Annotated in this window: 24 protein-coding genes and 1 tRNA gene; 16 read left to right on the top strand and 9 right to left on the bottom strand. The window is 53.9% G+C overall.

Annotation, left to right across the window (positions count from 1 at the left end; all coding sequences use genetic code 11):
* Positions 1-2: 2 nt before the first annotated feature.
* Genes RHH81_RS03600 through RHH81_RS03615 form a run of 4 tightly spaced genes read right to left on the bottom strand, consistent with a single transcriptional unit; the run spans position 3 to position 3258 of the window.
* A complete protein-coding gene (locus RHH81_RS03600; protein WP_190278347.1) occupies positions 3-806 on the bottom strand; it encodes an ABC transporter permease in 804 nt (267 codons plus the stop codon).
* Positions 807-822: 16 nt separating this feature from the next.
* Positions 823-1794: an ABC transporter ATP-binding protein gene (locus RHH81_RS03605; protein ID WP_302678871.1), complete on the bottom strand. Its 972-nt coding sequence runs from the start codon at positions 1792-1794 to the stop codon at positions 823-825.
* Positions 1795-1853: 59 nt separating this feature from the next.
* A complete protein-coding gene (locus tag RHH81_RS03610) occupies positions 1854-2603 on the bottom strand; it encodes an MBL fold metallo-hydrolase (protein WP_302678872.1) in 750 nt (249 codons plus the stop codon).
* 52 nt (positions 2604-2655) lie between these two features.
* A complete protein-coding gene (locus tag RHH81_RS03615; RefSeq protein ID WP_310743400.1) occupies positions 2656-3258 on the bottom strand; it encodes an aminodeoxychorismate/anthranilate synthase component II in 603 nt (200 codons plus the stop codon).
* Positions 3259-3318: 60 nt separating this feature from the next.
* Here RHH81_RS03615 and RHH81_RS03620 point away from each other — a divergent pair, with 60 nt between their 5' ends.
* On the top strand, positions 3319-4062 hold the full coding sequence (locus RHH81_RS03620) for an HAD family hydrolase (protein WP_206201106.1): 744 nt from the start codon (positions 3319-3321) through the stop codon (positions 4060-4062).
* Between the two features lie 44 nt (positions 4063-4106).
* Here the strand turns inward: RHH81_RS03620 and RHH81_RS03625 are convergent, their stop codons facing one another.
* Positions 4107-4784, bottom strand: coding sequence for a RibD family protein (locus tag RHH81_RS03625; RefSeq protein ID WP_225901643.1), 678 nt, complete (start codon positions 4782-4784; stop codon positions 4107-4109).
* Positions 4781-5134 (bottom strand): DUF1830 domain-containing protein, encoded by a 354-nt coding sequence (locus RHH81_RS03630; protein ID WP_206201107.1) that lies wholly within the window; start codon positions 5132-5134, stop codon positions 4781-4783. Before RHH81_RS03630 ends, RHH81_RS03625 begins: the two co-directional genes overlap by 4 nt.
* 214 nt (positions 5135-5348) lie before the next feature.
* Between RHH81_RS03630 and RHH81_RS03635 the strand changes: the two genes are divergently transcribed.
* The 6 genes from RHH81_RS03635 to RHH81_RS03660 all read left to right on the top strand — a co-directional run bounded on the left by RHH81_RS03635 (position 5349) and on the right by RHH81_RS03660 (position 11728).
* Positions 5349-6911 carry a photosystem II high light acclimation radical SAM protein gene (locus RHH81_RS03635; RefSeq protein WP_310743401.1) on the top strand — a complete coding sequence of 521 codons (1563 nt, stop codon included), beginning with the start codon at positions 5349-5351 and terminating at the stop codon, positions 6909-6911.
* 87 nt (positions 6912-6998) lie between these two features.
* Positions 6999-8012, top strand: a complete 1014-nt coding sequence (locus RHH81_RS03640) for a type I glyceraldehyde-3-phosphate dehydrogenase (protein ID WP_206201109.1) — start codon at positions 6999-7001, stop codon at positions 8010-8012.
* 34 nt (positions 8013-8046) lie between these two features.
* Positions 8047-9201 (top strand): alanine--glyoxylate aminotransferase family protein, encoded by a 1155-nt coding sequence (locus RHH81_RS03645; protein WP_206201110.1) that lies wholly within the window; start codon positions 8047-8049, stop codon positions 9199-9201.
* A gap of 3 nt (positions 9202-9204) precedes the next feature.
* The gene (locus RHH81_RS03650; protein WP_206201600.1) at positions 9205-9669 is read left to right on the top strand and encodes an MEKHLA domain-containing protein; all 465 of its coding nucleotides are present in this window, start codon (positions 9205-9207) and stop codon (positions 9667-9669) included.
* A 45-nt stretch (positions 9670-9714) separates the two neighbouring features.
* Positions 9715-10725: a DUF389 domain-containing protein gene (locus tag RHH81_RS03655; RefSeq protein WP_206201111.1), complete on the top strand. Its 1011-nt coding sequence runs from the start codon at positions 9715-9717 to the stop codon at positions 10723-10725.
* A gap of 91 nt (positions 10726-10816) precedes the next feature.
* On the top strand, positions 10817-11728 hold the full coding sequence (locus RHH81_RS03660) for a branched-chain amino acid transaminase (RefSeq protein ID WP_206201112.1): 912 nt from the start codon (positions 10817-10819) through the stop codon (positions 11726-11728).
* Positions 11729-11742: 14 nt separating this feature from the next.
* Here RHH81_RS03660 and RHH81_RS03665 read toward each other — a convergent pair whose 3' ends face one another.
* The 3 genes from RHH81_RS03665 to RHH81_RS03675 form a co-directional block, all read right to left on the bottom strand.
* On the bottom strand, positions 11743-12147 hold the full coding sequence (locus RHH81_RS03665) for an ATP-binding protein (RefSeq protein WP_255521495.1): 405 nt from the start codon (positions 12145-12147) through the stop codon (positions 11743-11745).
* A 163-nt stretch (positions 12148-12310) separates the two neighbouring features.
* Positions 12311-14929 carry an AAA-like domain-containing protein gene (locus tag RHH81_RS03670; RefSeq protein WP_310743402.1) on the bottom strand — a complete coding sequence of 873 codons (2619 nt, stop codon included), beginning with the start codon at positions 14927-14929 and terminating at the stop codon, positions 12311-12313.
* Between the two features lie 188 nt (positions 14930-15117).
* A complete protein-coding gene (locus tag RHH81_RS03675) occupies positions 15118-15501 on the bottom strand; it encodes a DUF4359 domain-containing protein (protein WP_302676776.1) in 384 nt (127 codons plus the stop codon).
* 46 nt (positions 15502-15547) lie between these two features.
* Between RHH81_RS03675 and RHH81_RS03680 the strand changes: the two genes are divergently transcribed.
* The 9 genes from RHH81_RS03680 (at position 15548) to RHH81_RS03720 (ending at position 23068) form a co-directional block, all read left to right on the top strand.
* Positions 15548-15620, top strand: a tRNA-His gene (locus RHH81_RS03680).
* A 14-nt stretch (positions 15621-15634) separates the two neighbouring features.
* Positions 15635-17257, top strand: a complete 1623-nt coding sequence (locus RHH81_RS03685) for an ABC transporter substrate-binding protein (RefSeq protein ID WP_399378905.1) — start codon at positions 15635-15637, stop codon at positions 17255-17257.
* A complete protein-coding gene (locus RHH81_RS03690; RefSeq protein WP_310743404.1) occupies positions 17254-18048 on the top strand; it encodes a TlyA family RNA methyltransferase in 795 nt (264 codons plus the stop codon). Before RHH81_RS03685 ends, RHH81_RS03690 begins: the two co-directional genes overlap by 4 nt.
* Before the next feature lie 68 nt (positions 18049-18116).
* On the top strand, positions 18117-18818 hold the full coding sequence (locus tag RHH81_RS03695) for an amino acid ABC transporter permease (RefSeq protein WP_310743405.1): 702 nt from the start codon (positions 18117-18119) through the stop codon (positions 18816-18818).
* Positions 18819-18913: 95 nt separating this feature from the next.
* On the top strand, positions 18914-19507 hold the full coding sequence (locus tag RHH81_RS03700) for a peroxiredoxin (protein ID WP_149820771.1): 594 nt from the start codon (positions 18914-18916) through the stop codon (positions 19505-19507).
* Positions 19508-19638: 131 nt separating this feature from the next.
* Positions 19639-20937, top strand: a complete 1299-nt coding sequence (locus RHH81_RS03705) for a hypothetical protein (protein WP_206201120.1) — start codon at positions 19639-19641, stop codon at positions 20935-20937.
* 3 nt (positions 20938-20940) lie between these two features.
* Positions 20941-22065, top strand: coding sequence for a hypothetical protein (locus tag RHH81_RS03710; protein ID WP_310743406.1), 1125 nt, complete (start codon positions 20941-20943; stop codon positions 22063-22065).
* Positions 22066-22145: 80 nt separating this feature from the next.
* On the top strand, positions 22146-22616 hold the full coding sequence (bcp, locus tag RHH81_RS03715; RefSeq protein WP_206201122.1) for a thioredoxin-dependent thiol peroxidase: 471 nt from the start codon (positions 22146-22148) through the stop codon (positions 22614-22616).
* Positions 22613-23068, top strand: coding sequence for an NUDIX domain-containing protein (locus RHH81_RS03720; RefSeq protein ID WP_206201123.1), 456 nt, complete (start codon positions 22613-22615; stop codon positions 23066-23068). The genes bcp and RHH81_RS03720 overlap by 4 nt, the downstream gene beginning before the upstream one ends.
* Positions 23069-23099 lie beyond the last annotated feature (31 nt).

A 23099-nucleotide genomic window follows, 5' to 3' on the forward strand; every position in this document is an offset into this window, starting at 1 on the left:
CCCTAATTGCGCTGGTAACGAAAGGCATCAATGGACTGTGCCGTGAGGAAAATGCCGAGGAAAATATAACTACCAAAGACAACAAGACTACTGCTGCGGAAAATTCCCCGTGTCAGGTTGGTAAAGTGCTCTAGGGGTGAGACGTAGGTGAGGATATCACTGAGATTCCCGCCAGTATTTTTAGCCAAGACATCCAGCACCCAAAGAATCAGCAACACCGCAAATCCCAAAATGGCCGCCAAGATCGTGCTATCCGTCAACGATGAGAGAAACATCCCCAAGGAGAGAATGGCTGCTGCTAAAAGAATCAATCCGCCATTGCCCGCCAGAATTAGCCAAGGGGAGAGGGGGGGCGTACTCTGCTGGAGCGCCACAAACTGATAGACAATCACGGGCAGCAACAGCGTGGTATAAAACGTGAGCACTGCCAAGAGTTTACCCGTTGCCACACACCAGTTCGTAATCGGTGAGGTGGCTAAAAGTTCGAGGGTGCCGCGTTTGCGTTCTTCGGTGTACAGTCCCATCGAGAGCATGGGCAAAATGACTTGGGAAATGGAGCCGAGGAGTCCAAGGAAACTTTCGAGGATGAGCTTGGGAACGTCAATGGCTTGGCTCGGCGCCCCAAACTGTTGTTGCAGCAAATCCTGCTGAGCCACTTGGCTAATAATTGTCGTCATCACAACGAGGAAAAACAGGCCGCTGAGCAGCCAGAACACCCCGGCAATCACATAGTAGAAGGGGGCACTAAAGTAACTCTGGAGTTCGCGGCGATAGATGGCAAGAATGTTAGCAAGGAGGACACGCAGCCCGTGGAGGGAAACGCTAAGCACGGGCTTCTTCGGTGGTATCGCTGGGTTCTGCGGTGGGTTCATCGGTCGTTAGCTTCAAGAACACCTCCTCTAGGTTGGCACGGGAGCGGCGCATTTCAAAGAGTTGCACCCCATTTTGGACAAGGAGACTGGCGAGATCGGCACCGATTTCTGAAGGACTACTGACCTGAAGTTGCTGTCGCCCTTGGGGAGTGCTATTGCCCCATGTGATCTGTTGCAGAGCAGGCAACTGTTGGAGGAGGGATTCAATAGCGGCGCGATCGCCCACGAGTTCGAGGTCATAGGTGTAGCTACTGCTGAGGCGTTGCAGCAGTTCATCCAGTTGGCCAATGCCCGCCACTTCGCCTTTATTGATAATCACGGCGCGATCGCAGGTCATGCTCACTTCCGCCAAAATATGGGTAGAAAGGATCACTGTATGCTGTCCCGCCAAGTTTTTAATCAGGTTGCGCACCTCAATAATTTGCCGCGGATCGAGACCCACCGTGGGTTCATCCAGAATGATGGCTGGCGGATCATGAACGATCGCTTGGGCAATGCCGACCCGCTGCCGATAACCCTTCGAGAGTTTGCGAATAATGGTGCGTTGCCGATCCCAGAGGCCGCAGCTTTTGAGGGCATATTCCACCCGCTGGGGGCGATCGCCCGCACTGACGCCCTTGATGCGAGCCACAAAGTGCAAATAGCCCGCCACCGTCATTTCCGTATAGAGGGGGGGATTTTCTGGCAGATAGCCAATGCGCTGCCGCACCGCCATCGGATTCGTGTGGACTTCATAGCCTGCAATAGATGCTGTGCCACTCGTTGCCGGTAGATACCCCGCCAAAATCCGCATTGTGGTGGTTTTGCCTGCGCCATTGGGGCCAAGGAGACCGAGAATCTCACCACTGGCCGCTGAAAAGCTGACATCCCGCAGCGCGACGGTTGTACCGTAAACCTTGGTCAGGTGTTCGACCTGAATCATGGCGTTTCCTCAACTCGTTCTACGGGAAACATTGACACACAATATAGCCGTTTTCCTCATCAAATACTGAGGACTTGGATAGTGGTATTTTGGGGCAGATTGGCTGCCGATAGACTGAGGGAGGCACCCCCACTGCGGCGAACCGGGGTTCCCTCCATAACTTTCAAAAAGTCCTCTAGCCCCGTCAGATCACAATTATTGGGGTCAGCCGCTGCCGTGCGATAGTGGGAAGGAATGACCAAACGGGGTTGCAAAACTTCAATGGCTGCCTTGGCCTCCTCAGCCCTATAGGCTTTGTCACTTCCTCCCACTGGCACAATCATCACATCAGGCCGTCCCATGAGAATGCGTTGTTCAATCGTGATCGGCATGGCAATGCCGCCCATATGCAAAAGATTGATGCCCCCCTGCTGCCAGCGCCAAACCACGTTGACGCCAAAGCGCAAGCCACCGACGCGATCATGACTGGTGCGGATGCCCTGAATACTCAAACCATTGACTTTATAGGAACCGGGTTGAAAAAGCAGTTTAGGCCGACCGGGTAAGCCTTCGATGTAACCCTCGTCCAGGAGGCGACTGCTAATCATGACAATATCCGCAGTGACACGGGGAGGCCGCAATCCTTTGGTGCAACCAATGGGACGGAAGGGATTCACCAGTACCCGCTGACCACTGCCGGTGAAGAGAAAGCAGGTGTGGCCAAACCATTGCAGAGAGAGACCCCCCCCTTGGGCATGGGCTGCCCAGTGTCCACTCAGGCTGGCGATCGCCCCAATTTGTGCCCAACGCAAGAACTGCCGCCGTTCCATTTTCTCTCCCCACACTCCTATTTCCAGCTCAGTGTACCGAAAAGTGGCTGGCTCACAATGATGGACTGGACAGCCGTCGCAAAAAGTTCCGTAGCAGGTCTTTGCCGCAGGTGGTGAGAATGCTCTCCGGATGGAATTGCACCCCTTCCAGCGTCGGATAGTGGCGGTGGCGCACCCCCATAATCAGGCCATCCTCTGTCCAAGCCGTAATTTCCAATAGATCAGGGCAACTGTCACGATCAATAACAAGGCTGTGGTAGCGGGTTGCGGTAAAGGGTTGGGGCAAATTTTGGAACACCCCCACACCACTGTGGTAAATTTCTGACGTTTTGCCGTGCATGAGGGTTGGTGCGAGCGTCACCGTGCCGCCAAAAACTTCACCAATCGCTTGATGTCCCAAGCAAACCCCCAAGATGGGTAGTGTGCCAGCATAGGTGCGGATCAGGGCTTTAGAAATTCCAGCGTCCGCAGGGCGACCCGGACCAGGAGAAATCACAATACCCGCAGGGGCGAGGGCAGCGATCTCATCGAGGGTGATCTTGTCGTTGCGAAAGACCCGCAGATCCGCAGCAATTGGGAACTCCTGCGCTAGCTCTCCTAGGTACTGCACAAGGTTGTAGGTGAAGCTGTCGTAGTTATCAATAACGATAAGCAAGGGGGCAACGTCCTCTATCGTTTTTATTCTTTATGATCCTACTACCCAGAGGTTTTCTGAATGGTACGGCTCTCCTGTCGCGGACACGCTTTTGAACCTGTGGCAGCGGTGATCTTTGATAAAGATGGCACATTAGCAGATGTTGCTGAGTACTTGAAAGAGCTGGCGATCGCCCGCGCTGCGGCAGTTGCTGATCATTTCCCCAATCTCAAGCAATTGTTGCTCCAAGCCTTTGGTGTGAGGGGGGAGCACTTGGATGCCGGGGGATTGCAAGCTGTAGGAACACGGCAGGAGAATCTGATTGCCGCAGCAGCCCTTGTTGCCAGCCAAGGGGTTTCATGGATTGCCGCCCTAGAGCTGGTGAGCACCGCCTTTGAAGCAGCAGAGCTAAAATTTACAACCAAAGCAGCGTTAACCCCTCCCCTGCCGAGGGTGATTGAATTGGTACAACAGTTGCATGGAATGAACTGTGCCTTGGCGATTATTTCTGGCGATCGCAGGTCGGAAATCGAGGCTTTTTTAGACACCTATCACCTGAAGCCCTTTTTCCAATGCTGGCAGGGGGGAGATGAGCCACCCACGAAGCCCGATCCGCAGGTACTCCTGAGGGTGTGCGATCGCCTTGGGGTGCGACCCGATCAAACCGTGGTTATTGGCGATGCCGATAGTGATGGCCTCATGGCACAGCGGGGGGGTGCAGCGGGCAGCATTGGTGTTACGTGGGGTTGGCATCGGCCACCAGTGCTCAATTACTGTGATTGCATCCTTGCCTCACCCTTGGAGATGCAGATTAGTGCTGACTGAGAACTAATTAGACTCAGTGGTGATTGAGGGTTACTCGCAATGAGTCAAGCATAATTAAGGCGGTAGTGCAGATAAACCTCATTGCCCACAGGCAAGACATTCAGGAGCGTCAACCTCCCTGAGAAGGCAATCTCCTCTGGATAGAGGCTAGGCGCTACCGACCCTAGGAGGAGGGGGCAGAGGGTCAACCACAATTCGTCAATGGCAGCCATCTGCAACAGGGAGGCGAAAAGCTGTCCTCCTCCCAACACGGCCAAGGTTTGTACACCAGCCCCTTGAATGTGCCTAAACGCCTGTGGCCAGTCAATCTCCGCCACTCCAGCAGACCAACAGTGATCAAAGGCAGTGGATCCTTGCCAGCGGCTGGCGCCTTTCTCGGTGGTCAGTAAGGCACGGCGAATCGGCTGGCGAAAGAAGGGAAGATTGAAGTCTAATTCACCACGGGCAGAGCAGACAATTTGCAGCGGTTGGGGCGATCGCCCTTGGTGCTCACGCTCAGCAATCAGATGGGGAGACTGAAGGCGCATCGCTGTCCCCCCCAAACGCAATGTTGTCGCCCCAAAGAGTACCGCATCCACCTGTGCCACCTGCTGCTCAAGGTGCTGAAAGTCATAGGCCGAGGCAATGCGCTGACCCAAAGCATCGGCACGAGCAAGGCGGCCATCTAAACTACTGGCCAAAACTGCAATGGTGTAGGGGCGATAACTATTGGGTTGACTCAATGGAGCATCACTTTTTCCGTTGCTGCAGCGGACTCATCATACCACTGTAGCCAAGGCTGGGGGTTGCCATCATGGACAAAAACATGATCTGCCCTTTCTTGCACTTGCAGCTTACAACAGGGAATCGTATCGGCAAGAAGGGCACTAGCCATGGTGCCGCTGTGAACCTCCAATTGTCCCGCTGGCGGTGATTCAAAGAAAAGCCGTTGTCCTGGAAAAACGACTCGCTCAAAATACCAATTGGGAATATTGGTAATGCGCACCACCTGAATTTTGCTGGTGGCGTTGACATAACAGCAGAGGATGCGATCGCAACTATCGCTAGGGACGGGATCAAAGATTTGCGGCATAGGAAGTAATGGTTTCTTATAGGGACGTGTCTTTACCCTTGTTAGCCTAACATTGCCAATTCGATCCAGTTGTAAACTCAACTACAGGATGGACAGTTCATCCTTTCCTTGAGTTCCCGTGATCCCCTGTTGGAAAGGCGCAAATGTGTTACAACCTAAACAGCGATAGAGATTTATTAAGAATTTAGCGTTTCCATAGATCTTGGACTAGCCTATGTCCCCGCGTGTCCTTTACGTCCGTCTCCCCTGCAATCCGATTTTTCCCATTGGCGTGGTTTATCTGGCTGACTACATCCACAAGCAACTGCCAAGCATCGAGCAGCGGATTTTTGATCTGGGGACGGTACCGCCCTTGGATTTTCGTCGTGCCCTTGCCCAAGTGATTGATGACTTTGAACCCACGCATCTGGTTTTTTCTTGGCGGGATATTCAAATCTATGCCCCTGTGGGGGGACGGGGCGGCAATCCACTGCAACATGCCTTTGAGGTCTATTACGCCCGCAATCCCTTGGTGAAGCTGCGGGGGGCGATCGGGGGTCTGCGGGTGATGAGTGCCTACTATGGTGAACTCTGGCGAAACCTCAATTTAATCCGTTTGGGACTCCACCATGCCAAGCGTCACCATCCGCAAGTCACGACCATCGTCGGTGGCGGTGCGGTCAGTGTCTTTTATGAACAATTGGGTTCTCAACTGCCCAAAGGCACCATTGTTTCCGTTGGTGAAGGGGAAACGCTGCTGCACAAAGTCCTAACGAACCAGCCAATTGCCGGGGAGCGTTGCTACATTGCGGGTGTGGAAAAGCCCCGCGATCGCCTGATCCACGAATGGCCAACCCCCATCGAAAAAACCGCCTGCAACTACGACTATATCGAGACGATTTGGCCAGAATTTGAATACTACCTTCAGGGGGGTGACTTTTATATTGGCGTGCAAACCAAGCGCGGCTGTCCCCACAACTGCTGCTACTGCGTCTATACCGTGGTTGAAGGCAAACAGGTGCGCATCAACCCTGCTGAAGAAGTCGTCGCCGAAATGCGCCAGCTCTACAATCGCGGTGTGCGCAACTTTTGGTTTACCGATGCCCAGTTTATCCCCGCTCGCAAATTTATCCCCGACGCGATCGCCCTGCTGCAGGAAATCCTGAAAGCAGGCATGAATGATATTCACTGGGCAGCCTACATTCGTGCTGACAACCTCACCCCCGAACTGTGTGACCTGATGGTGCAAACGGGGATGAATTACTTTGAAATCGGCATTACCAGTGGCTCCCAAGAATTGGTGCGAAAAATGCGCATGGGCTATAACCTGCGCACCGTGCTGCAAAACTGCCGCGATTTGAAAGCCGCCGGCTTCAACGCCCTCGTCTCTGTGAACTACTCCTTCAATGTCATTGATGAGCGACCCGAAACCATCGCCCAGACCATTGCCTACCACCGTGAACTAGAAGGCATCTTTGGCGCTGACAAGGTGGAGCCAGCCATTTTCTTTATTGGTCTGCAACCCCACACCCATCTTGAGGCATATGCCCTTGAACACGGCATTTTGCGCCCCGGCTACAACCCTATGAGCCTGATGCCTTGGACGGCCAAGAAACTCCTCTGGAACCCAGAACCCATGGGATCCGTCTTTGGCGAAGTGTGCCTAGCGGCTTGGCGACTCAATCCCAATGACTTTGGCCGCACGGTCATGGATCTACTGGAGGAGCGATTTGGCCGTGCCCCTCTCGAGGCGGCATTGTCAGCACCCCTTGCGGAGACTCGTCTTGTGCATCGTTAAAAAAAACGCAATAAAATGACCATTCCCCCTTAGAATGTTTCCTAGATCATTTCTGGCAATGAGTTAGTAAACAGAGGAAGGGATCAGGTGGTTAGAGTCGCTATCAATGGTTTTGGGCGCATCGGTCGGAACTTCATGCGTTGCTGGTTACAGCGGAAAGCCAATAGCAAGCTAGAGATTGTAGGCATCAACGATACCTCCGATCCCCGCACCAATGCCCATTTGCTGAAGTATGACTCGATGCTAGGCATTTTCCAAGATGCCGAAATCAGTGCTGACGACGACTGCATCTATGCTGGTGGCCATGCGGTCAAATGTGTCTCTGATCGCAACCCCGAAAATCTGCCTTGGAGTTCGTGGGGAATTGATCTCGTTATTGAAGCCACCGGGGTTTTTACCAGCCGTGAAGGTGCCAGCAAGCACCTGAGTGCCGGTGCGAAAAAAGTCTTGATTACAGCACCCGGTAAAGGCAATATTCCGACATACGTGGTGGGAGTGAATCACCACACCTACAATCCCAGTGAAGATATCGTCAGCAATGCCAGTTGCACCACCAACTGCTTAGCCCCCATTGTCAAAGTGCTCCATGAAACCTTTGGCATTCAGCAGGGGATGATGACGACGACCCACAGCTACACGGGGGATCAACGCTTACTCGATGCCAGTCACCGCGATCTGCGGCGGGCACGGGCAGCAGCGATGAACATTGTGCCCACCTCTACGGGGGCTGCTAAGGCAGTCGGATTGGTGATTCCCGAGTTGCAAGGTAAGCTGAACGGGATTGCCCTGCGGGTACCCACCCCCAATGTCTCTGTGGTTGATTTTGTTGCTCAAGTGGAAAAACCCACCATTGCTGAGCAGGTGAACCAAGTGATCAAGGAAGCCTCGGAAACCACAATGAAGGGGATTATCCACTACAGTGAATTGGAGCTGGTGTCTTCGGACTATCGGGGTCACAACGCCTCCTCGATTTTGGATGCGTCCCTCACGATGGTGATGGGGGGCAATCTAGTGAAAGTGGTGGCTTGGTACGATAACGAGTGGGGCTATAGCCAGCGGGTTCTGGACTTGGCAGAGCACATGGCCGCTCACTGGGCTTAGTCGTTTCATTTTAAGGATTGGTTCGCAACTCACGATGCAAGATAAATCGATGTTAATGATTCCGGGGCCTACGCCGGTACCGGAGTCGGTTCTTCTGTCCCTCAGCAAACATCCCATTGGCCATCGCAGCGGTGACTTTAGCGAGATCATGGCGGCGGTGACGTCAGGGTTGAAATGGCTGCATCAAACCACGAATGATGTGCTGATTTTGGCGGCCAGTGGCACAGGGGCAATGGAGGCCGGGATCATTAACTTTCTCAGCGCGGGCGATCGCGTGCTCGTAGGCTGTAATGGTAAGTTTGGCGATCGCTGGGCAGAGGTGTGCGATGCCTATGGCCTGAAAACGGAGCGCATTACGGCACCTTGGGGACAACCCCTCAACCCCGATGACTTCAAAACCGCCCTCGAGGCAGACACGGCCAAAACCATCAAAGCGGTGATCATTACCCACAGTGAGACCTCAACGGGCGTGATCAACGACTTAGAGGCAATCAACCGCCACGTCAAAGCCCACGGCCAAGCCCTGATCATTGTGGATGCCGTGACCAGTCTGGGCGCTGTGAGTGTGCCCATTGACGAGTGGGGGTTAGATGTTGTCGGTTCTGGTTCCCAGAAGGGGTATATGATCCCGCCGGGCTTGGCGTTTGTCAGCGTCAGTGCCAAGGCTTGGGAAGCCTACAAGACAGCCACGTTGCCGAAGTTCTATCTTGACTTGGGGAAATACCGCAAGGACGCTGCCAAGAACACAACCCCCTTTACGCCACCGGTGAATCTCTTCTTTGCCCTGAAGACCGCACTGGAGATGATGCAAGCGGAGGGCTTAGAGAATATCTTTGCCCGCCACCAGCGCTTGATGCAGGCCACCCGCGCCGCCATGAAGGCACTCAACTTGCCCCTTTATGCGGCGGATCACTGTGCCAGTCCCGCGATTACGGCGGTGGCACCCCAAGGAGTGGAGGCCGAAAAGATTCGCAGCCTAATGAAAAAACGCTTTGACATTGCCCTAGCGGGTGGTCAAGATCACCTCAAGGGGCAAATTTTCCGAGTGGGTCACTTGGGTTTTGTCAGCGATCGCGATATTTTGGCAGCCATCAGTGCGCTTGAAGCTGTGCTTGGCGAATTGGGGTATAGCAACTTTAGCCCCGGCGCTGGGGTAGCGGCTGCCAGTCGTGTATTGACCACGGCCTAAGTGATGGAGCCTTGGTTGCAGCCACCAGCAGTCCAGCAGGCACGACGTATTTGCGCCAGTTTTCAGCACTGGACGGGGCGATCGCTCCTAGCTGCTCCGGCTGGGGATGACTTGAGCCTAGCACAGCAGTTGTTTCACTGGTCACAGCCCGTTCTCTCCCATGGGTGTGAGGCCGATCCCATCCTCAACTATGGCAACCAAGCCGCTCTCACCCTGTGGGAACTCTCTTGGCCGGAATTGGTGCAGCTTCCTTCGCGGCTGACGGCAGAACCCATGGCTCAAACTGAACGAGCAACCCTCCTTGCCCAAGCAGCCCGCCAAGGCTATGCCAACAACTACAGTGGTGTTCGTATTTCTCGTTCTGGGCGGCGGTTTCGCATTGAAAATGCTTGGATTTGGACTGTTTTGGATGAAGCGGGCAATCCAGTTGGCCAAGCAGCAACGTTTAATCAATGGCAGTTCCTGTAGCATTGATCTAACCTCTTGCGTATAAGTGACTGTACAAGGTTGTCCATGAAAGAACTCCTTGCCCATTGGTTGCATCAGGTTCAAGCCTTCCGCTATCACCGCCGTACGCCAGAAAGCCTCAATCAATTGATTCGGATACTGTATGCTGAATCCCATTTGAATGTTCCCTATGTGGTCTTGATTGTTACTTCCTGCGCGATCGCCACATTTGGTTTGCTCGCCAACAGTGCCGCTGTGATTATTGGGGCGATGGTGATTGCACCGCTGATGCTGCCGATTCGCGGATTGGCCTTAGCCGCTCTCATTGGCGACTTCAAGATGTTTCGTGAGGCAGCGATTGCCTTGATTGTCGGCACCCTCATGGCCATTGGCATGTCTTGGACAATTGGTGTCATGGTGGGTCTTGAGGTCTATGGCAGTGAGATCATGGCTCGCTCCCAACCCAATCTGCTGGACTTGGGTATTGCGGTGGCTGCAGGTGCCGTGAGTGCCTATGCGGTGGCGGAACCCCGTGTTTCAAACACCTTGGCGGGGACAGCGATCGCCGTTGCGCTCATGCCGCCCGTTTGCACCGTTGGCCTTGGGATAGCGCAGTTGAATACGAGTCTGAGTGTGGGGGCAACGCTGCTATATTTCACAAACCTGCTAGGAATTACGCTGGCCTGCATGGTAGTTTTTGTCATTGTTGGCTATATCCCTTTGCATCAAGGGCGCCGTCCCCTCACCATTGCCGCTGCCCTCACCGCTCTGTTGGTGATTCCCCTCGCCATTAGCTTCAGTCGGCTCATTGAACAAGCACGGTTGCAACAGCAAGTACGAGAGGCACTGACTCGAGGAACGCTGACATTTCAACGCCTCGATCTGTTAGGTATGGAAACGAATTGGGTCAGTAACCCACCCGTGATTCGGGTGAATGTGCGTGCCCGCGAGCCGGTCACCCCAAAACAGGTGGCACTCATGGAAGAGTTTATCCAACAGCGGATGAATCGCCCTTTTCGTTTAGTCCTACAGGTGTCTAGCATTGAAGAGATCACCTCAGAGGAGCCGTTGCCCTAGTTTTTTGAGCGTTAAGCCAAAATGTTAGACTATTGAGACTGCAGCTGATCTTTGGTTGCATCTGTCCTTTGTCAACGCTTCCCATTGACGCATGAGTGACTTTCTCCCCTACGCCTATCTCAACGGTCAGTTTGTGCCCTTTGCAGAGGCCAAAATTTCCGTGGCCACCCATGCCCTTCACTACGGAACAGCGGCACTAGGAGGCTTGCGCGGTCTCCCTAATCCGGCCAACGCTAGGGAAATTCTCCTCTTTCGTCTGGAGGATCACTGTCGTCGCCTGAGTCGCAGTGCCCACTATCTCGGCTATGAATTGCCCACCAGCGAGATTAAGTCGAAAATTGTTGCATGGGTGCAAAAAAACCAACCTAGCGTGCCCTTCTATATTCGCCCTTTGGTCTATACCTCTGGGCTGGGCATTGCACCACGGCTCCATGACATTGAGAAGGATTTTCTTATTTACGGCATGCCCCTTGGCGATTACCTGTCAGCTGCAGGCGTTACCTGTCGCATTAGTTCATGGCAGCGGCAGTGCGATCGCTCGTTTCCCCTACGGGGCAAGTTGACCACTTCCTATATTGTCTCGGCACTGGCAAAAACAGAGGCTGTTTCCTCCGGCTTTGATGAGGCGATTCTCCTCAATGACCAAGGGAAAGTCTGCGAAGCGTCGGGAATGAATCTCTTCTTGGTGCGGGATGGGCAATTGATTACGCCGAGCGTGGATCAAGACATTCTTGAGGGCATTACCCGCCGCAGTGTCATTGAGCTAGCACAGGCGGCTGGTGTCAAGGTGATTGAGCGGCCTGTGGATCGTACGGAACTTTTGATTGCCGATGAGGTCTTTTTAACGGGTACGGCTGCGCGAATTGTGCCCGTCAGTCGCATTGAGACCTACACGCTGCCCAGCGATCGCCCCCTGACACGCCAACTGCAAAAACAACTACAGGCGATCGTTGAAGGACGGGAGCCACAGTATCGCCACTGGGTTGATGTTATTCCCCTCTAGCGGCTGTGATCCGTTCAGGTGAGGTACTTACATAGACTTAATTCGGTTCCTTTGGGGTTCCAATAGACCTCATCAAAGATGGCATAGATCAAAAACAATCCCCGACCACATTCACAGTCGGCGGCTGGCAACAACTCATCAGCGGTCTCAGAAACATTACTCGGCGGTGAGAAACCGTCCCCCTGATCCGTAATCACCCACCAGCATTGATCAGGGAAGAAGGTATAACGCACAAAAACCAGCTTTTCGGGATTGAGTTGATTGCCGTGGCGAGCCGCATTGACGAGGGCTTCTTGGAGGCCTAGCCTAATTTCATCTTTGTACTGGGGGGGAAGATCACTGAGTAGAATGTCTAGGATGGGTTGGAGAAAAAGCGTTGAGGGAAATGCTAGGGTTTGCCATTGAGGCGCAACGTACATCAACGTCATAGACGGCACAACCCGCGAAGCATAACTGGGCAGCGGGATACAGATCCGAGACCGGTGAGAGTCATTGGCGGATAACCGAACCCCTCCTTCTTTAGCTTAGCAAGGGAGTTGTTGCTCACACAACCGCTACCTGTCCTGCCCATGGTTTGGTCAACTAATGCAGGCGATCGCCAAAATAGCGGCGGTAAAGATCACAGCGCACCTTAGCTAAATTTCCCTCTAGGGTAATCAGTCCCAAACTGTGGAGCTTAAAGCCAACGGTGCTATCAACCATATTGCCGTTGTCCGCTTGCAGAATCTCCTTAAAGGCAGGCACTAGGTCTGCCTGCTGCTGGAGATGCCACCACTGTCGCCGCAGGTGATCCCGATACAACCCCGTTTCTGAGGCCGCATTGGCTATTAACGCCTGCCATGTCAGGTCTTGGCGGGCGAGGTGATAGAGGCTCAGACGAATCAGATAGGGATGACCTCCCACCAAGTGCTGCAGGTCTTGAAGCTGCTCCTCTGACAGACTCAGGCCATGGAGGCGACACAACTCAGCAATTTGTTCTTGGTTAAATTCCGGCAGATCAATGGCTAAGCCAACGTTAAAGGGGGACTGATTAATGTCTAGGGGAATATAGACCTCCGTACCATGAACCACAATTAGACGGAGATTGCGCCAAATATCGCGGTTTTTGCCCTCTTCATGCCATGCCCGCAACAAGCCAAAGAAGTCACTGGCCACTTCCGGATACTCAAACACCCGATCCACTTCATCAAGACCCAAGACAAGGGGACGACCCTCAAACTGTGTCCCCGCTTTTTGGCAATTGGGTAAGAGATACTCCTCAAAATAGGTAGTGCAGTTGTATTTACTGCCAAAAATGTCATCCCAATACTCATTGAGGCGGTTTTCTAGCCCTAATCGCCGCCCGACACTGGCACAGAGCCAGCGCAGGAGTTTTTCTAAATCACTGAAGACTTGGGCATCTGCCAGTTGGAAACTGAGGGGAACAGTGCCATAACCCTCTTGGGTGGCGCGGTACAGCAGCCGTGCCATGAGTGAGGTTTTGCCCATTTGGCGGGGGGCTTTGATGCGAATCAGGGAGCCGGGTTGCAAGAGGGTTTCACGACAGCGTTGCTCGATGGGGGGGCGCTCAATATAAAATGCCGAGGCCACTTCCACCTGCCCTTCTGGGAGTTCTGGCTCAGCCACGGGAACAGGCGCACCATCACCCACCAATGTGCCAATTTGCGCAGATTCAGCAATGGTTTCTTGGACGGCATCGCTACTGGTGGCTACAGGGGCAGTGGTCGCATTCACCAAGTCGAGAATCTCTTGCAGCAGGGTGTCGGTGTCCGCTGGCGATCGCCAGAAGCGCTGTTGTAGGCGATGCAGGTAGCCCCGCAACTCATAGTTCAAGGGCATATCAAGGGGGAAATTGACCCGCACAGGCAAGATAAAGGGACGGCGATCGCCCCGTTGGGCTTGCAACTGTTTGACCGTGCGGACTTCCTCAAGCACCATTTCACTTTGCGCCGCCGTTTGTGAGAGCAACAGAACAAAGAAATCACACCGCTTTAGCTCCTGATCAATCCGCTGTGCCCATGCCTCCCCAAGGCGGATACTTTGGCTGGCCATAAAGGGTTGGTGACCCGCTTTTTGCAACACCTCTTGGAGGGCACTGGCCAACTGCAAATCGGTGCCGTCACTGGAGTGACTGATAAAAACATGGCGACCTTGGTTGGAAAGGGCGGCGGTGGCTGCCGCTGGAGAGGACACTGGTTTCGGTTCGGTGGCTTGCGGCGGCAGCGTGGAAACAGCGGGTAGTGAACGGGGCGGCACTGTAGAAGCACCCCCACCTGCCTTTGGCGATCGCGCAGCGCGCCCTTCGGGCGATCGCCAGAGGTCTTGAACAGGAGTTTTGAGAAATTTGCCAAGGCGAAACCAAAAGGATTTGGGCACCTCCACCTGTTGCAGGCTGGCAAGGGCATCGGTAGCCGTGGCAAAGCGCTCGTAGGGAGAAGGGTGAATTAGTTTATTGACAAACTGCACTAGGCGATCGCTGACTGGTTCAGCAGCTTGCCAACACCAACAGCCGTAGGGGTCTTGGGTGAGTTGCAGAGGACTCAACCCCGTCAATGCCTGTACCGCCACCATCCCCAAGGCATAGAGATCGCTGGCCGGACGCGGACGCCCTTGGGCTTGCTCTGGAGCCATATACCCCGGTGTGCCAATGGCAATTGTCTGTGGATTGGTCTCTCCCACCAAGGTACCGCCGCCAATGGAGACCCCCATCTCCTTCACTGCCCCAAAATCAATGAGCACTAAGCGGTGATCCGATTGGCGACGAATGAGATTATCGGGTTTAATATCGCGGTGGATAACACCACATTGATGCACAAAGGCCAAAACCCGCAGGGCATCTTGGAGCAACGCCATCACCCGTGCCTCTGACCACGCACAGCCCGGCAACAATTCGTGCCGTAGGACTTGACCCTCAATGAAGTCTTGGACAAGGTAAAATTCGTTGTCTTCCTCAAAGTAGGCAAGGAGGCGGGGGATTTGCTCGTGACTGCCCAGCCGCTCTAGAATTTGTGCCTCCCGCTGAAAGAGCGATCGCGCCAAAGGGAGAAAGGCCGCATCCGTACGAGCGGGGCGCAGGTACTTAACCACACACTTGGCACGAATGGGACGGTGAATATCCTCAGCGAGAAACGTTTGGCCAAAGTTCCCAGCCCCTAAAACTCGAATCAATTTGTAGCGCCCGCCAAGGGTTTTCCCAATCATGGTAATTACGTTTTACTGGTTTCTGCGGTTGTTGATATATTTTGGCATAGTCTTTCCCGCCCCCTGCCGAAGGCTCACTAGCTGGCGAACGCCACTGGTTCTAAAAGCAACCCTGCTGCCAAGCAGAGGTCTGGGGAAATGGGTATTTGCATTTTGCACCTGCTGCTGAAATCAGGGAGAGAGGAAGCTTACAGTCTGAGGGGAATGATTTGACCAAAGAGGCCGAGGCTCCAGACGGTGTCAATGGGCAACTCTGTCACAAAGAGGGTGGCAACGCCAAGGTTATAGGATTGGGTGTTGTAGGCGATGTAGCGTTCAATGTCTTCTGCTGGGCGGGATTCCAGTTGATCGCAGACTTCTAAAGCCACCATGGCGATCGCGCTATCGCGATTGATGATCTCTGGACACACTTGAGTCAAAAGGAAGGTATTGATTTCCGCTGCGGCGCGGCGTTGATAGTCGGCAGGGGTGGGATTCGTCAGAACCGCCGCAATGATCCCCAAGAGCAAGAAGGCGCCACCGCCCCACCAAAGAGGGCGTGCCATGACTTGGGAAAGGAGAGGCACTTTCATAAGAGAGTTCTCTATGCTATGCTAGAGGACTAGCTCAGGAAGCATGGCGAGCGTAGCCAAGCGGTTAAGGCAGTGGATTGTGGTTCCACCATTCGTGGGTTCGAGTCCCATCGCTCGCCCTTTATTCTAGTGGATGATGTACCGAGCGGGTGTATCCGTGACACGACGGCTACTGTGGGGATGTCTGGTACTGTTGTTGAGCCTGCTGCTGGTTGCCTGTGGCGGTGATGAGCCTCGCCAAGGGGATGACAGTATTGTCATTGGTACCACGGCTCGCCTGCGCACCCTAGACCCCGCTGATGCCTACGAAAATTTGGCGGGACTGCTGCTGTTGAATTTGGGCGATCGCCTCTATACCTACGAAGGCAAAGACCTCATTCCCCAACTGGCCACAGCGCTACCTGAAGTGAGCGAGGATGGCCTGACTTACCGCATTCCCCTGCGGCGGGGGGTTCGCTTCCACGATGGCACACCGTTTAATGCAGCCGCCATGGCCTTTTCCCTTGAGCGATTTATGAATAGTGGTGGCCAACCCGCCTCCCTCTTGGCCGGGCGCGTTAAAGAAATTCAGGCGATCGCGGAGGACTTACTGGAAATTCGCCTCAAGGAACCCTTTGTGGCTTTTCCCCATTTACTGGCCTTTAGTGGCTTGTGTGCCGTTTCGCCGACAGCCTATGGTGCAGCGGGCGATCGCTTTTTGCCGACGCAATTTGTGGGCACAGGCCCTTACCGTTTAGCGGCCTACGGTACCGATGGGGTACGCCTTGAACCCTTTGCCGACTATTGGGGAACCAAGCCCCAAAATACGGGGATTCGCCTGCAAATCTTTTCCAGTAGCGCTAATCTCTACAATGCCTTTCGCACGGGGGCAGTGGATGTGGCGATCGGTGCGCTCGATCCCAATCAAATTCGTGCCCTCAAGACTCAAGCGGCAACAAAGCACTGGCAGGTCATTACCGGGGCAGGTAACGCTGTCACTGTCCTAAGCATTAATTTGCGCCAACCCCCTTGGGATCAATTGGCAGCGCGGCAGGTTTTGGCGGCCAGTGTCAATCGTCAACGCCTCGCGGAACGGGTCTTTTTGGGGGAAGCAAAACCCCTGTACTCGCTGGTGCCGAGTTTATTTCCTGAGAGTGAGCCGATTTTTCGCGATCGCTATGGAGATGGAGACGCCGCTCAAATAGCTCACTGGCTAGCCAAGACCTCTATTTCAGCGCAGCAACCCCTCGTCGTCAATCTCTGGTACCGTGCCAATGTTCCCAGTAATGTGCTGGCGGCAACGGTTCTTAAAGCTTCACTAGAGCGGGATTTGGGCGATCGCGTGCAGGTGCAATTGGACAGCGCTGACTCGGCTACGATCTACCGCAATTTAGACAGTGGGGCTTACCCCTTGGTCTTGCTCGATTGGTATGGTGATTTTTACGATGCTGACAATTACCTTGAACCTTTCCTGAGTTGCGAGCATGGTTCTGTGGAAACAGGCTGTGAAAGTGGTGCCAGTGCGGCGTGGGGGTCGTTTTTCTATAGCCCTGAGGTCAATGATCTCATTGTTGCCAGTCGCCGTGAGGCTAATCCCCAACGCCGTGGGGTACTATTGCGTCAGCTTCAGGAACTCAATGCCGAGGCCGTGGCCTTTTTGCCCCTGTGGCAGAGTGAAACCACCCTCTTTGCCCAACCCCAGTTGCGCGGGTTAATCCTTGATGTCAACCAGCTCTTTGCCTTTGCCCCCCTGCAGAAAGCACCAAAAGATCAATGAGTCCCCGAAAGCAACGCTTGGATAGTCTTCTGGTGGAGCGGCACCTGTGTGAGAGCCGCCAACAGGCACAACGTTGGATTCGCGCTGGGGAAGTGCAGGTAAACCATGTCCCCATTGATAAGCCGGGCACGCTGGTGGCAGTGGATGCCACGATTCAAGTGAAGGCAAAAGCCGCCTATGTTTCGCGGGGGGGTGAAAAACTTGCCCATGCCCTAGGGGTCTTTCCTGTGGTGGTGCGCGATCGCGTGTGTTTAGATGGCGGTATTTCCACGGGCGGCTTTACGGATTGTCTGTTGCAAGCGGGCGCCAAACGGGTCTATGGCATTGATGTCGGCTATGGCCAAGTGGATTGGAAACTGCGCCAAGACCCGCGCGTTATCCTCAGGGAACGCACCAACCTGCGCTATTTAACCCCCACTGATCTCTACACTGACGATGCGCCCCGCCCCGATCTCGGCGTGGTGGATGTCTCTTTTATTTCCCTGACTAAAGTTTTACCCGCCCTATGGGAATTACTGCTGCCGCCGCGAGACTTGATTGCGCTAATTAAGCCACAGTTTGAGGTGGGGCGCGATCGCCTCGGCAAACATGGTGTGGTGCGCGATGCCAAGGCGCGTCAAGAAGCCGTGGATCAGGTGATTGCCGCCGCCGAAGCGTTGGGGTGGCAGTGCCACGGTGTGACTCCCTCGCCGATTTTAGGGCCTGCGGGCAATCAAGAATTCCTTGCTTATTTTTTTTGTCATGCTGTGGGGAATGCTTCCCTAGAGAACGAGATGGTATCATCATCCTGACAAAAATGATGGCTTTTCGAGAATGCAGCAAGTGGCACCGTTTATTCCTCCTTGGGCAAAATGGCTCAATGGCATCTTTTTGGTGTGCCTATTTGATCTCAGTCTTTAGTTTGCTCTTGGCGGTCATCTTGGGGGCGATCGCCACCTGGGCGAGGTTGCATCCTGTCCCGCCATTGCGCTGGCTGAGTACGGTTTACATTGAATTTGTGCGCGGTACCCCAACCTTGGTGCAACTGCTGGTGTGGGGCTTTGGCATTGGTGGGCTCTTGAGTCAATGGGGTTTTGATCCTCGGCAAATTGCCTTTGATGTCATGACCGTGCTGCAAAGCAACCGCTTGGTGTCGCCGCTTTTTAACTACATTTTCTACGGCATTCTTGGCTTGGGCTTTAACTATGGTGCCTATTTGAGTGAGGTCTTTCGCAGTGGCCTAGAGGGGGTTCCCAAGGGACAAACGGAAGCCAGCCTCAGCCTTGGCCTCTCGGGTCGGCAAACCCTATGGCGGATTATCCTGCCCCAAGCCATTTTGATTATCCTGCCTCCCTTTACCAATAACTTCATTACGCTGATGCAGGACTGCGCCCTCCTGGTGGTGATTGGCGTGCCCGAACTGCAAAATATGACGAGCACCTTTGCCAATCCCATTACCGATCCGCAGCGGAAGCTCTTTATCTATGTCTTGGGTGCGATGTTCTACTTTGCCCTCTGTTTTCCTCTGTCACGGCTCTCCCGCTTCCTTGAGCAACGGTGGCAGCGATTGGCTATTTCATAATCAAAACCGTTATGAGTATGATATAGTAAGCATAGCTGTTAAAAAATGTGAACAGCTCTATTCAACCTGTCGTAGTTAGGAGTACGAGGTTTTCTATGTCTGACTGTCTGCGTGTTGGTCAGCCCGCCCCGGATTTTGAAGCGGTTGCTGTTTATGACCAAGAGTTCAAAACCGTCAAGCTCTCGGACTATCGCGGTAAGTACGTTGTTTTGTTCTTCTATCCTTTGGATTTCACGTTTGTTTGCCCCACAGAAATTGTCGCTTTTAGCGATCGCTACGATGAATTCGCCAAACTGAACACCGAAATCCTTGGCGTGTCTGTGGATAGCCAGTTCTCCCACTTGGCGTGGACGCAAACCGATCGCAAAGCTGGTGGTGTGGGCGATCTCAAATATCCCCTCGTGTCTGACCTGAAAAAAGAAATCAGCACCGCCTACAACGTGCTGACCGAGGAAGGGGTGGCACTGCGCGGTCTCTTCATCATTGACAAAGAAGGGATTATCCAACACGCAACGATCAATAACTTGGCCTTTGGCCGCAGCGTTGATGAGACTCTGCGGGTGCTACAAGCGATTCAATACGTCCAAGCTCACCCCGACGAAGTCTGCCCCGCTGGCTGGCAACCCGGCGACAAAACGATGAACCCTGACCCTGTCAAATCCAAAGTGTATTTTGAAGCGGTGGGCTAATTGCCCCTCTGTCTCAGACTGATCCGTGCTGTGAACCTGCCCTTGGGGTGGGTTCTTTTTTTGTCTCGCCAAGACCCGTAGGAAAACGTTAGGGTGGAACAGGAGGCCTTTTGCCGAAGAGGGAGGCAAACATGACGGTCGATCGCCGCCTAATGCAAGCTGTAGAAACACTGGGGTACCGAGTGACCGCAGGGGATGTGGCGGGTACGGTGGGATTACCACTGCAAACGGCTGAAAAAGGATTAATGGCCTTGGCTGCCGATGTTGGCGGCACGCTACAAGTGGCCGAAAGTGGCGATATTGCCTACGTCTTCCCAAGAAATTTTCGCAGTATCCTGCAAGCAAAATACTGGCAACTGCGACTGCGGGCGGTGGCGCAGCGGGTTTGGGGTGTTGTTTTCTATCTGATTCGCATTTCCTTTGGCATTTTTCTCATTGTTTCGATAGTTCTGATTTTTCTGGCGATCGCCATCATTTTGATTGCCCTTTCTAGTCAAGGGCGAGACGGTGAGGATCGCGGCCAAGGTGGCTCTTGGGGGGGCGGTGGCATCAGTTTTTGGGTCTTTCCCGACTTTTGGTATTTCTTTGGCGATCCTTCTCCCCAGCGATCGCGCCCCCGGTCACAGGACAATGACGAGGAAATGAACTTCTTTGAGGGGGTCTATTCTTTCCTCTTTGGCGATGGCAATCCCAATGCCGACCTCGAAGAACGCCGCTGGCAACTCATTGGCCAAGTGATCCGCAACAATGGCGGGGCAGTCACGGCAGAGCAAATTGCCCCCTATCTCGATTTAGAAACAGATCCGGGGGATGATGAGTGGTATATGCTGCCGGTGCTCACCCACTTTAACGGTCGCCCCGAAGTCACAGAGACAGGGCAGATTATCTATCGCTTTCCTGAGTTACAAACGACGGCTCAAACTCGCAAAGGTCAACGGCAGACGCTTCCCCCCATCTTGGAAGAACAGCTCTGGCGCTTTAGTCGGGCACCCGCTTGGCAAATTATGGTGGCCATTGGCTTGGGCTGTGTCAATCTGATCGGGGCGCTGATGCTGTGGTACCTCTTGGGAGATGGGGCAATCGCCCAAGAACTGGGGGGGCTGGTGGCCTTTGTGGCCTCCATCTTTTGGATTTTGCTGGGCTATGGTATTGGCTTTTTGGGTATTCCCTTGGGGCGGTACTACTGGTTACTGTGGCAAAATCAACGCATTCGCGATCGCAATGCCCGCCGCTACCACTACGCCAATATTCTGGCCAATCCCACACCGCAGTTGCGTGCCAAAGTACGGGCAGCTCAAGCCTATGCCCAGCAGCGGCAAATCCGTGAACAGGATGTCATCTATCGCTCCGATCAAGATTTAGTGGAGCAGGAACTCGCCCAATCGGAAGCCATCGATCGCGAATGGTTACGCCGACTGGAATCGGAGTAGATCATGACCCACTCCTCCCTGCGCCCAGCGGCTGCCACAGGAGATCTCGAGGCCATTCAAGCCCTCCTAGAAGCGGCACTTGCCCCCAAGGGGATAGGGGTCACAGCGAGCCAGCGGCGCGAATGTCTCTTGTTGCACCTCCAGTGTCCAACGAGTGTCCCGGCTGCAATTGTGCTCACACTACTCGCTCGCGAACTGATCCACTGGCCAAGCTATGCCCACAGCAGCATCCTGATCACGGCTTGCCAAGACAGCCATGAACTCTGGGAAGCGGTGCTTGATCTCACCAGTCGCCATGAGTTACAACGCCTTGCCAAGGGGGAGCATCTACGTCAGACTCTCTCCCTCCCTTCTCCTCCTCGCAAGGAAGAGTTTGGCATTCCTGTCCAACCCCTCAGCACTAAAGATTGGCAAGTGATCGCGGCGGGGTTGGGTCTATCACTCCTTCTTCTTACGTCAGAGCAGGTGACGTTTTTGCTCAGTCCGCTGATTACCCTTGTCCACGAAATGGGTCATGCAGTAATGGCGTGGCTCTTTGGCTATCCAGCGGTTCCCGCCTTTGATTTTCGCTACGGTGGTGGCGTCACTCTCCATGGCGATCGCGCGGGCGGCATCGTCCTGCTCATTTATACGGGATTGCTGGCTCTAGCCTATTTCTACCGTCACAATCGGCTGACCCTTATTTGCCTTGGGGTCTTTACGCTGCTTTATACCCTTGTGGCCTTTAGTCCAGTCCATGAAATGCTCTTTGTAGCGATGGGGCATGGCTTTGAACTCATTTTTGCCGTCATTTTTCTCTACCGTGCCCTCAGTGGTTGGGGCTGCCGCTATCCCATTGAACGTCCCCTCTACGGTATGGTGGGGTTTTTCATTGTGTTTTTTAATATGCGCTTTGCTTGGCAGTTGCAGTTTAATCCTGTGTTTCGAGAGATGTACCTGATGGGCAAAGGGGGCATTGATCACGATTTTGTTCGCTTGGCTCGCGATTTTCTGCACACTGATTTAGCAACGGTGGTTGGCCTCTACGGCTTTTTTGTGGTTCTGACACCGGCGATCGCCTTCCTGCTCTATCGTTATCGCCAGCTCATGCTGTACCTGTTCATTCGCCTCTTTATCTCTGAGGGCTAAAGGCTACACCCCTTGGCCACCACAGCAGGCGCCAAACTGGGGGAAGATAGATATGGCCAACCATTGGAAATTGCTCAGAAATGTCCCTGACCGTTGGGGCGATCGCCCCTTCCTTTGAACTGGCGGATGCTACGGGTAAGCGGGTGCGTTTGGCTGACTTTCAAGGTCAGTGGGTGATTCTCTACTTTTATCCCCGTGACAATACCCCCGGCTGCACCAAAGAAGCCTGTGCTTACCGCGATGTCAGTGCCACCTTGGGCGATCGCAACGTCGTTATCCTAGGCATTAGCCCCGATAGTGTCGCCTCCCACGCCAAATTTCAGCAAAAGCTTAACTTGCCCTTTCGCCTGCTGGCCGATGTGGACACCAGCGTTGCCCAAGCCTACGGTAGCTATGGCCCGAAAAAGTTCATGGGCAAGGAATATCTCGGTGTTTATCGGGATACATTTCTCATCGATCCCACGGGCAAAATTGCGGCTATTTATCGGCGGGTGAAGCCCGATGCCCATGTGGCGCAAGTGCTGGCGGATCTGGAGCAGCTACAAGCGTGAATTGGTTCTGGCGAGTTGTCCGTTTTTTCCTAAAGCGATTTTGGCGGCATCCCTTTGTGGCGGTGTCGGTGATTGCCTTGACAGCGGGCGATCGCCTGATTTTGATCCAACGCCGCGATACGGGTCAATGGTCGCTGCCGGGGGGCATGATGGATTGGGGAGAAACGATTCTCGATACCGGCGCTCGCGAACTCGCGGAAGAAACAGGATTGCGCCTCAAGAGCTTTGAAGGCTTAGTGGGGGTTTACTCTGACCCAAAGCGAGATCCCCGTGTTCATGCCGTGTGTATCGCGATCGCTGCCCGCGTTGTCGGTGAGCCGCAGGTTTTGGATGTCAAGGAAGTGCGTGCAGTACAAGCCTTTCCCCTCAGTGACCTCCCCTTAGCCGATCTCGCCCACGACCATGCCCAACAGTTACAGGACTATTTGAGTGGACATCTAGGATTGACATGAACACCAAAGCTAGATTGTTAAGTCTTATTTA

This window comes from Thermosynechococcus sp. PKX95 (assembly GCF_031583295.1).
Taxonomy (GTDB): domain Bacteria; phylum Cyanobacteriota; class Cyanobacteriia; order Thermosynechococcales; family Thermosynechococcaceae; genus Thermosynechococcus.

Bases quoted from the DNA above. Each gene is read 5' to 3' on its own strand.
- RHH81_RS03605 (WP_302678871.1), bottom strand. From the start codon at position 1,794: ATGATTCAGGTCGAACACCTGACCAAGGTTTACGGTACAACCGTCGCG.
- RHH81_RS03610 (WP_302678872.1), bottom strand. From the start codon at position 2,603: ATGGAACGGCGGCAGTTCTTGCGTTGGGCACAAATTGGGGCGATCGCC.
- RHH81_RS03620 (WP_206201106.1), top strand. From the start codon at position 3,319: ATGGTACGGCTCTCCTGTCGCGGACACGCTTTTGAACCTGTGGCAGCG.
- RHH81_RS03630 (WP_206201107.1), bottom strand. From the start codon at position 5,134: ATGCCGCAAATCTTTGATCCCGTCCCTAGCGATAGTTGCGATCGCATC.
- RHH81_RS03635 (WP_310743401.1), top strand. From the start codon at position 5,349: ATGTCCCCGCGTGTCCTTTACGTCCGTCTCCCCTGCAATCCGATTTTT.
- RHH81_RS03645 (WP_206201110.1), top strand. From the start codon at position 8,047: ATGCAAGATAAATCGATGTTAATGATTCCGGGGCCTACGCCGGTACCG.
- RHH81_RS03650 (WP_206201600.1), top strand. From the start codon at position 9,205: ATGGAGCCTTGGTTGCAGCCACCAGCAGTCCAGCAGGCACGACGTATT.
- RHH81_RS03655 (WP_206201111.1), top strand. From the start codon at position 9,715: ATGAAAGAACTCCTTGCCCATTGGTTGCATCAGGTTCAAGCCTTCCGC.
- RHH81_RS03660 (WP_206201112.1), top strand. From the start codon at position 10,817: ATGAGTGACTTTCTCCCCTACGCCTATCTCAACGGTCAGTTTGTGCCC.
- RHH81_RS03665 (WP_255521495.1), bottom strand. From the start codon at position 12,147: ATGTACGTTGCGCCTCAATGGCAAACCCTAGCATTTCCCTCAACGCTT.
- RHH81_RS03670 (WP_310743402.1), bottom strand. From the start codon at position 14,929: ATGATTGGGAAAACCCTTGGCGGGCGCTACAAATTGATTCGAGTTTTA.
- RHH81_RS03675 (WP_302676776.1), bottom strand. From the start codon at position 15,501: ATGAAAGTGCCTCTCCTTTCCCAAGTCATGGCACGCCCTCTTTGGTGG.
- RHH81_RS03685 (WP_399378905.1), top strand. From the start codon at position 15,635: ATGATGTACCGAGCGGGTGTATCCGTGACACGACGGCTACTGTGGGGA.
- RHH81_RS03690 (WP_310743404.1), top strand. From the start codon at position 17,254: ATGAGTCCCCGAAAGCAACGCTTGGATAGTCTTCTGGTGGAGCGGCAC.
- RHH81_RS03695 (WP_310743405.1), top strand. From the start codon at position 18,117: ATGGCATCTTTTTGGTGTGCCTATTTGATCTCAGTCTTTAGTTTGCTC.
- RHH81_RS03700 (WP_149820771.1), top strand. From the start codon at position 18,914: ATGTCTGACTGTCTGCGTGTTGGTCAGCCCGCCCCGGATTTTGAAGCG.
- RHH81_RS03705 (WP_206201120.1), top strand. From the start codon at position 19,639: ATGACGGTCGATCGCCGCCTAATGCAAGCTGTAGAAACACTGGGGTAC.
- RHH81_RS03710 (WP_310743406.1), top strand. From the start codon at position 20,941: ATGACCCACTCCTCCCTGCGCCCAGCGGCTGCCACAGGAGATCTCGAG.
- bcp (WP_206201122.1), top strand. From the start codon at position 22,146: ATGTCCCTGACCGTTGGGGCGATCGCCCCTTCCTTTGAACTGGCGGAT.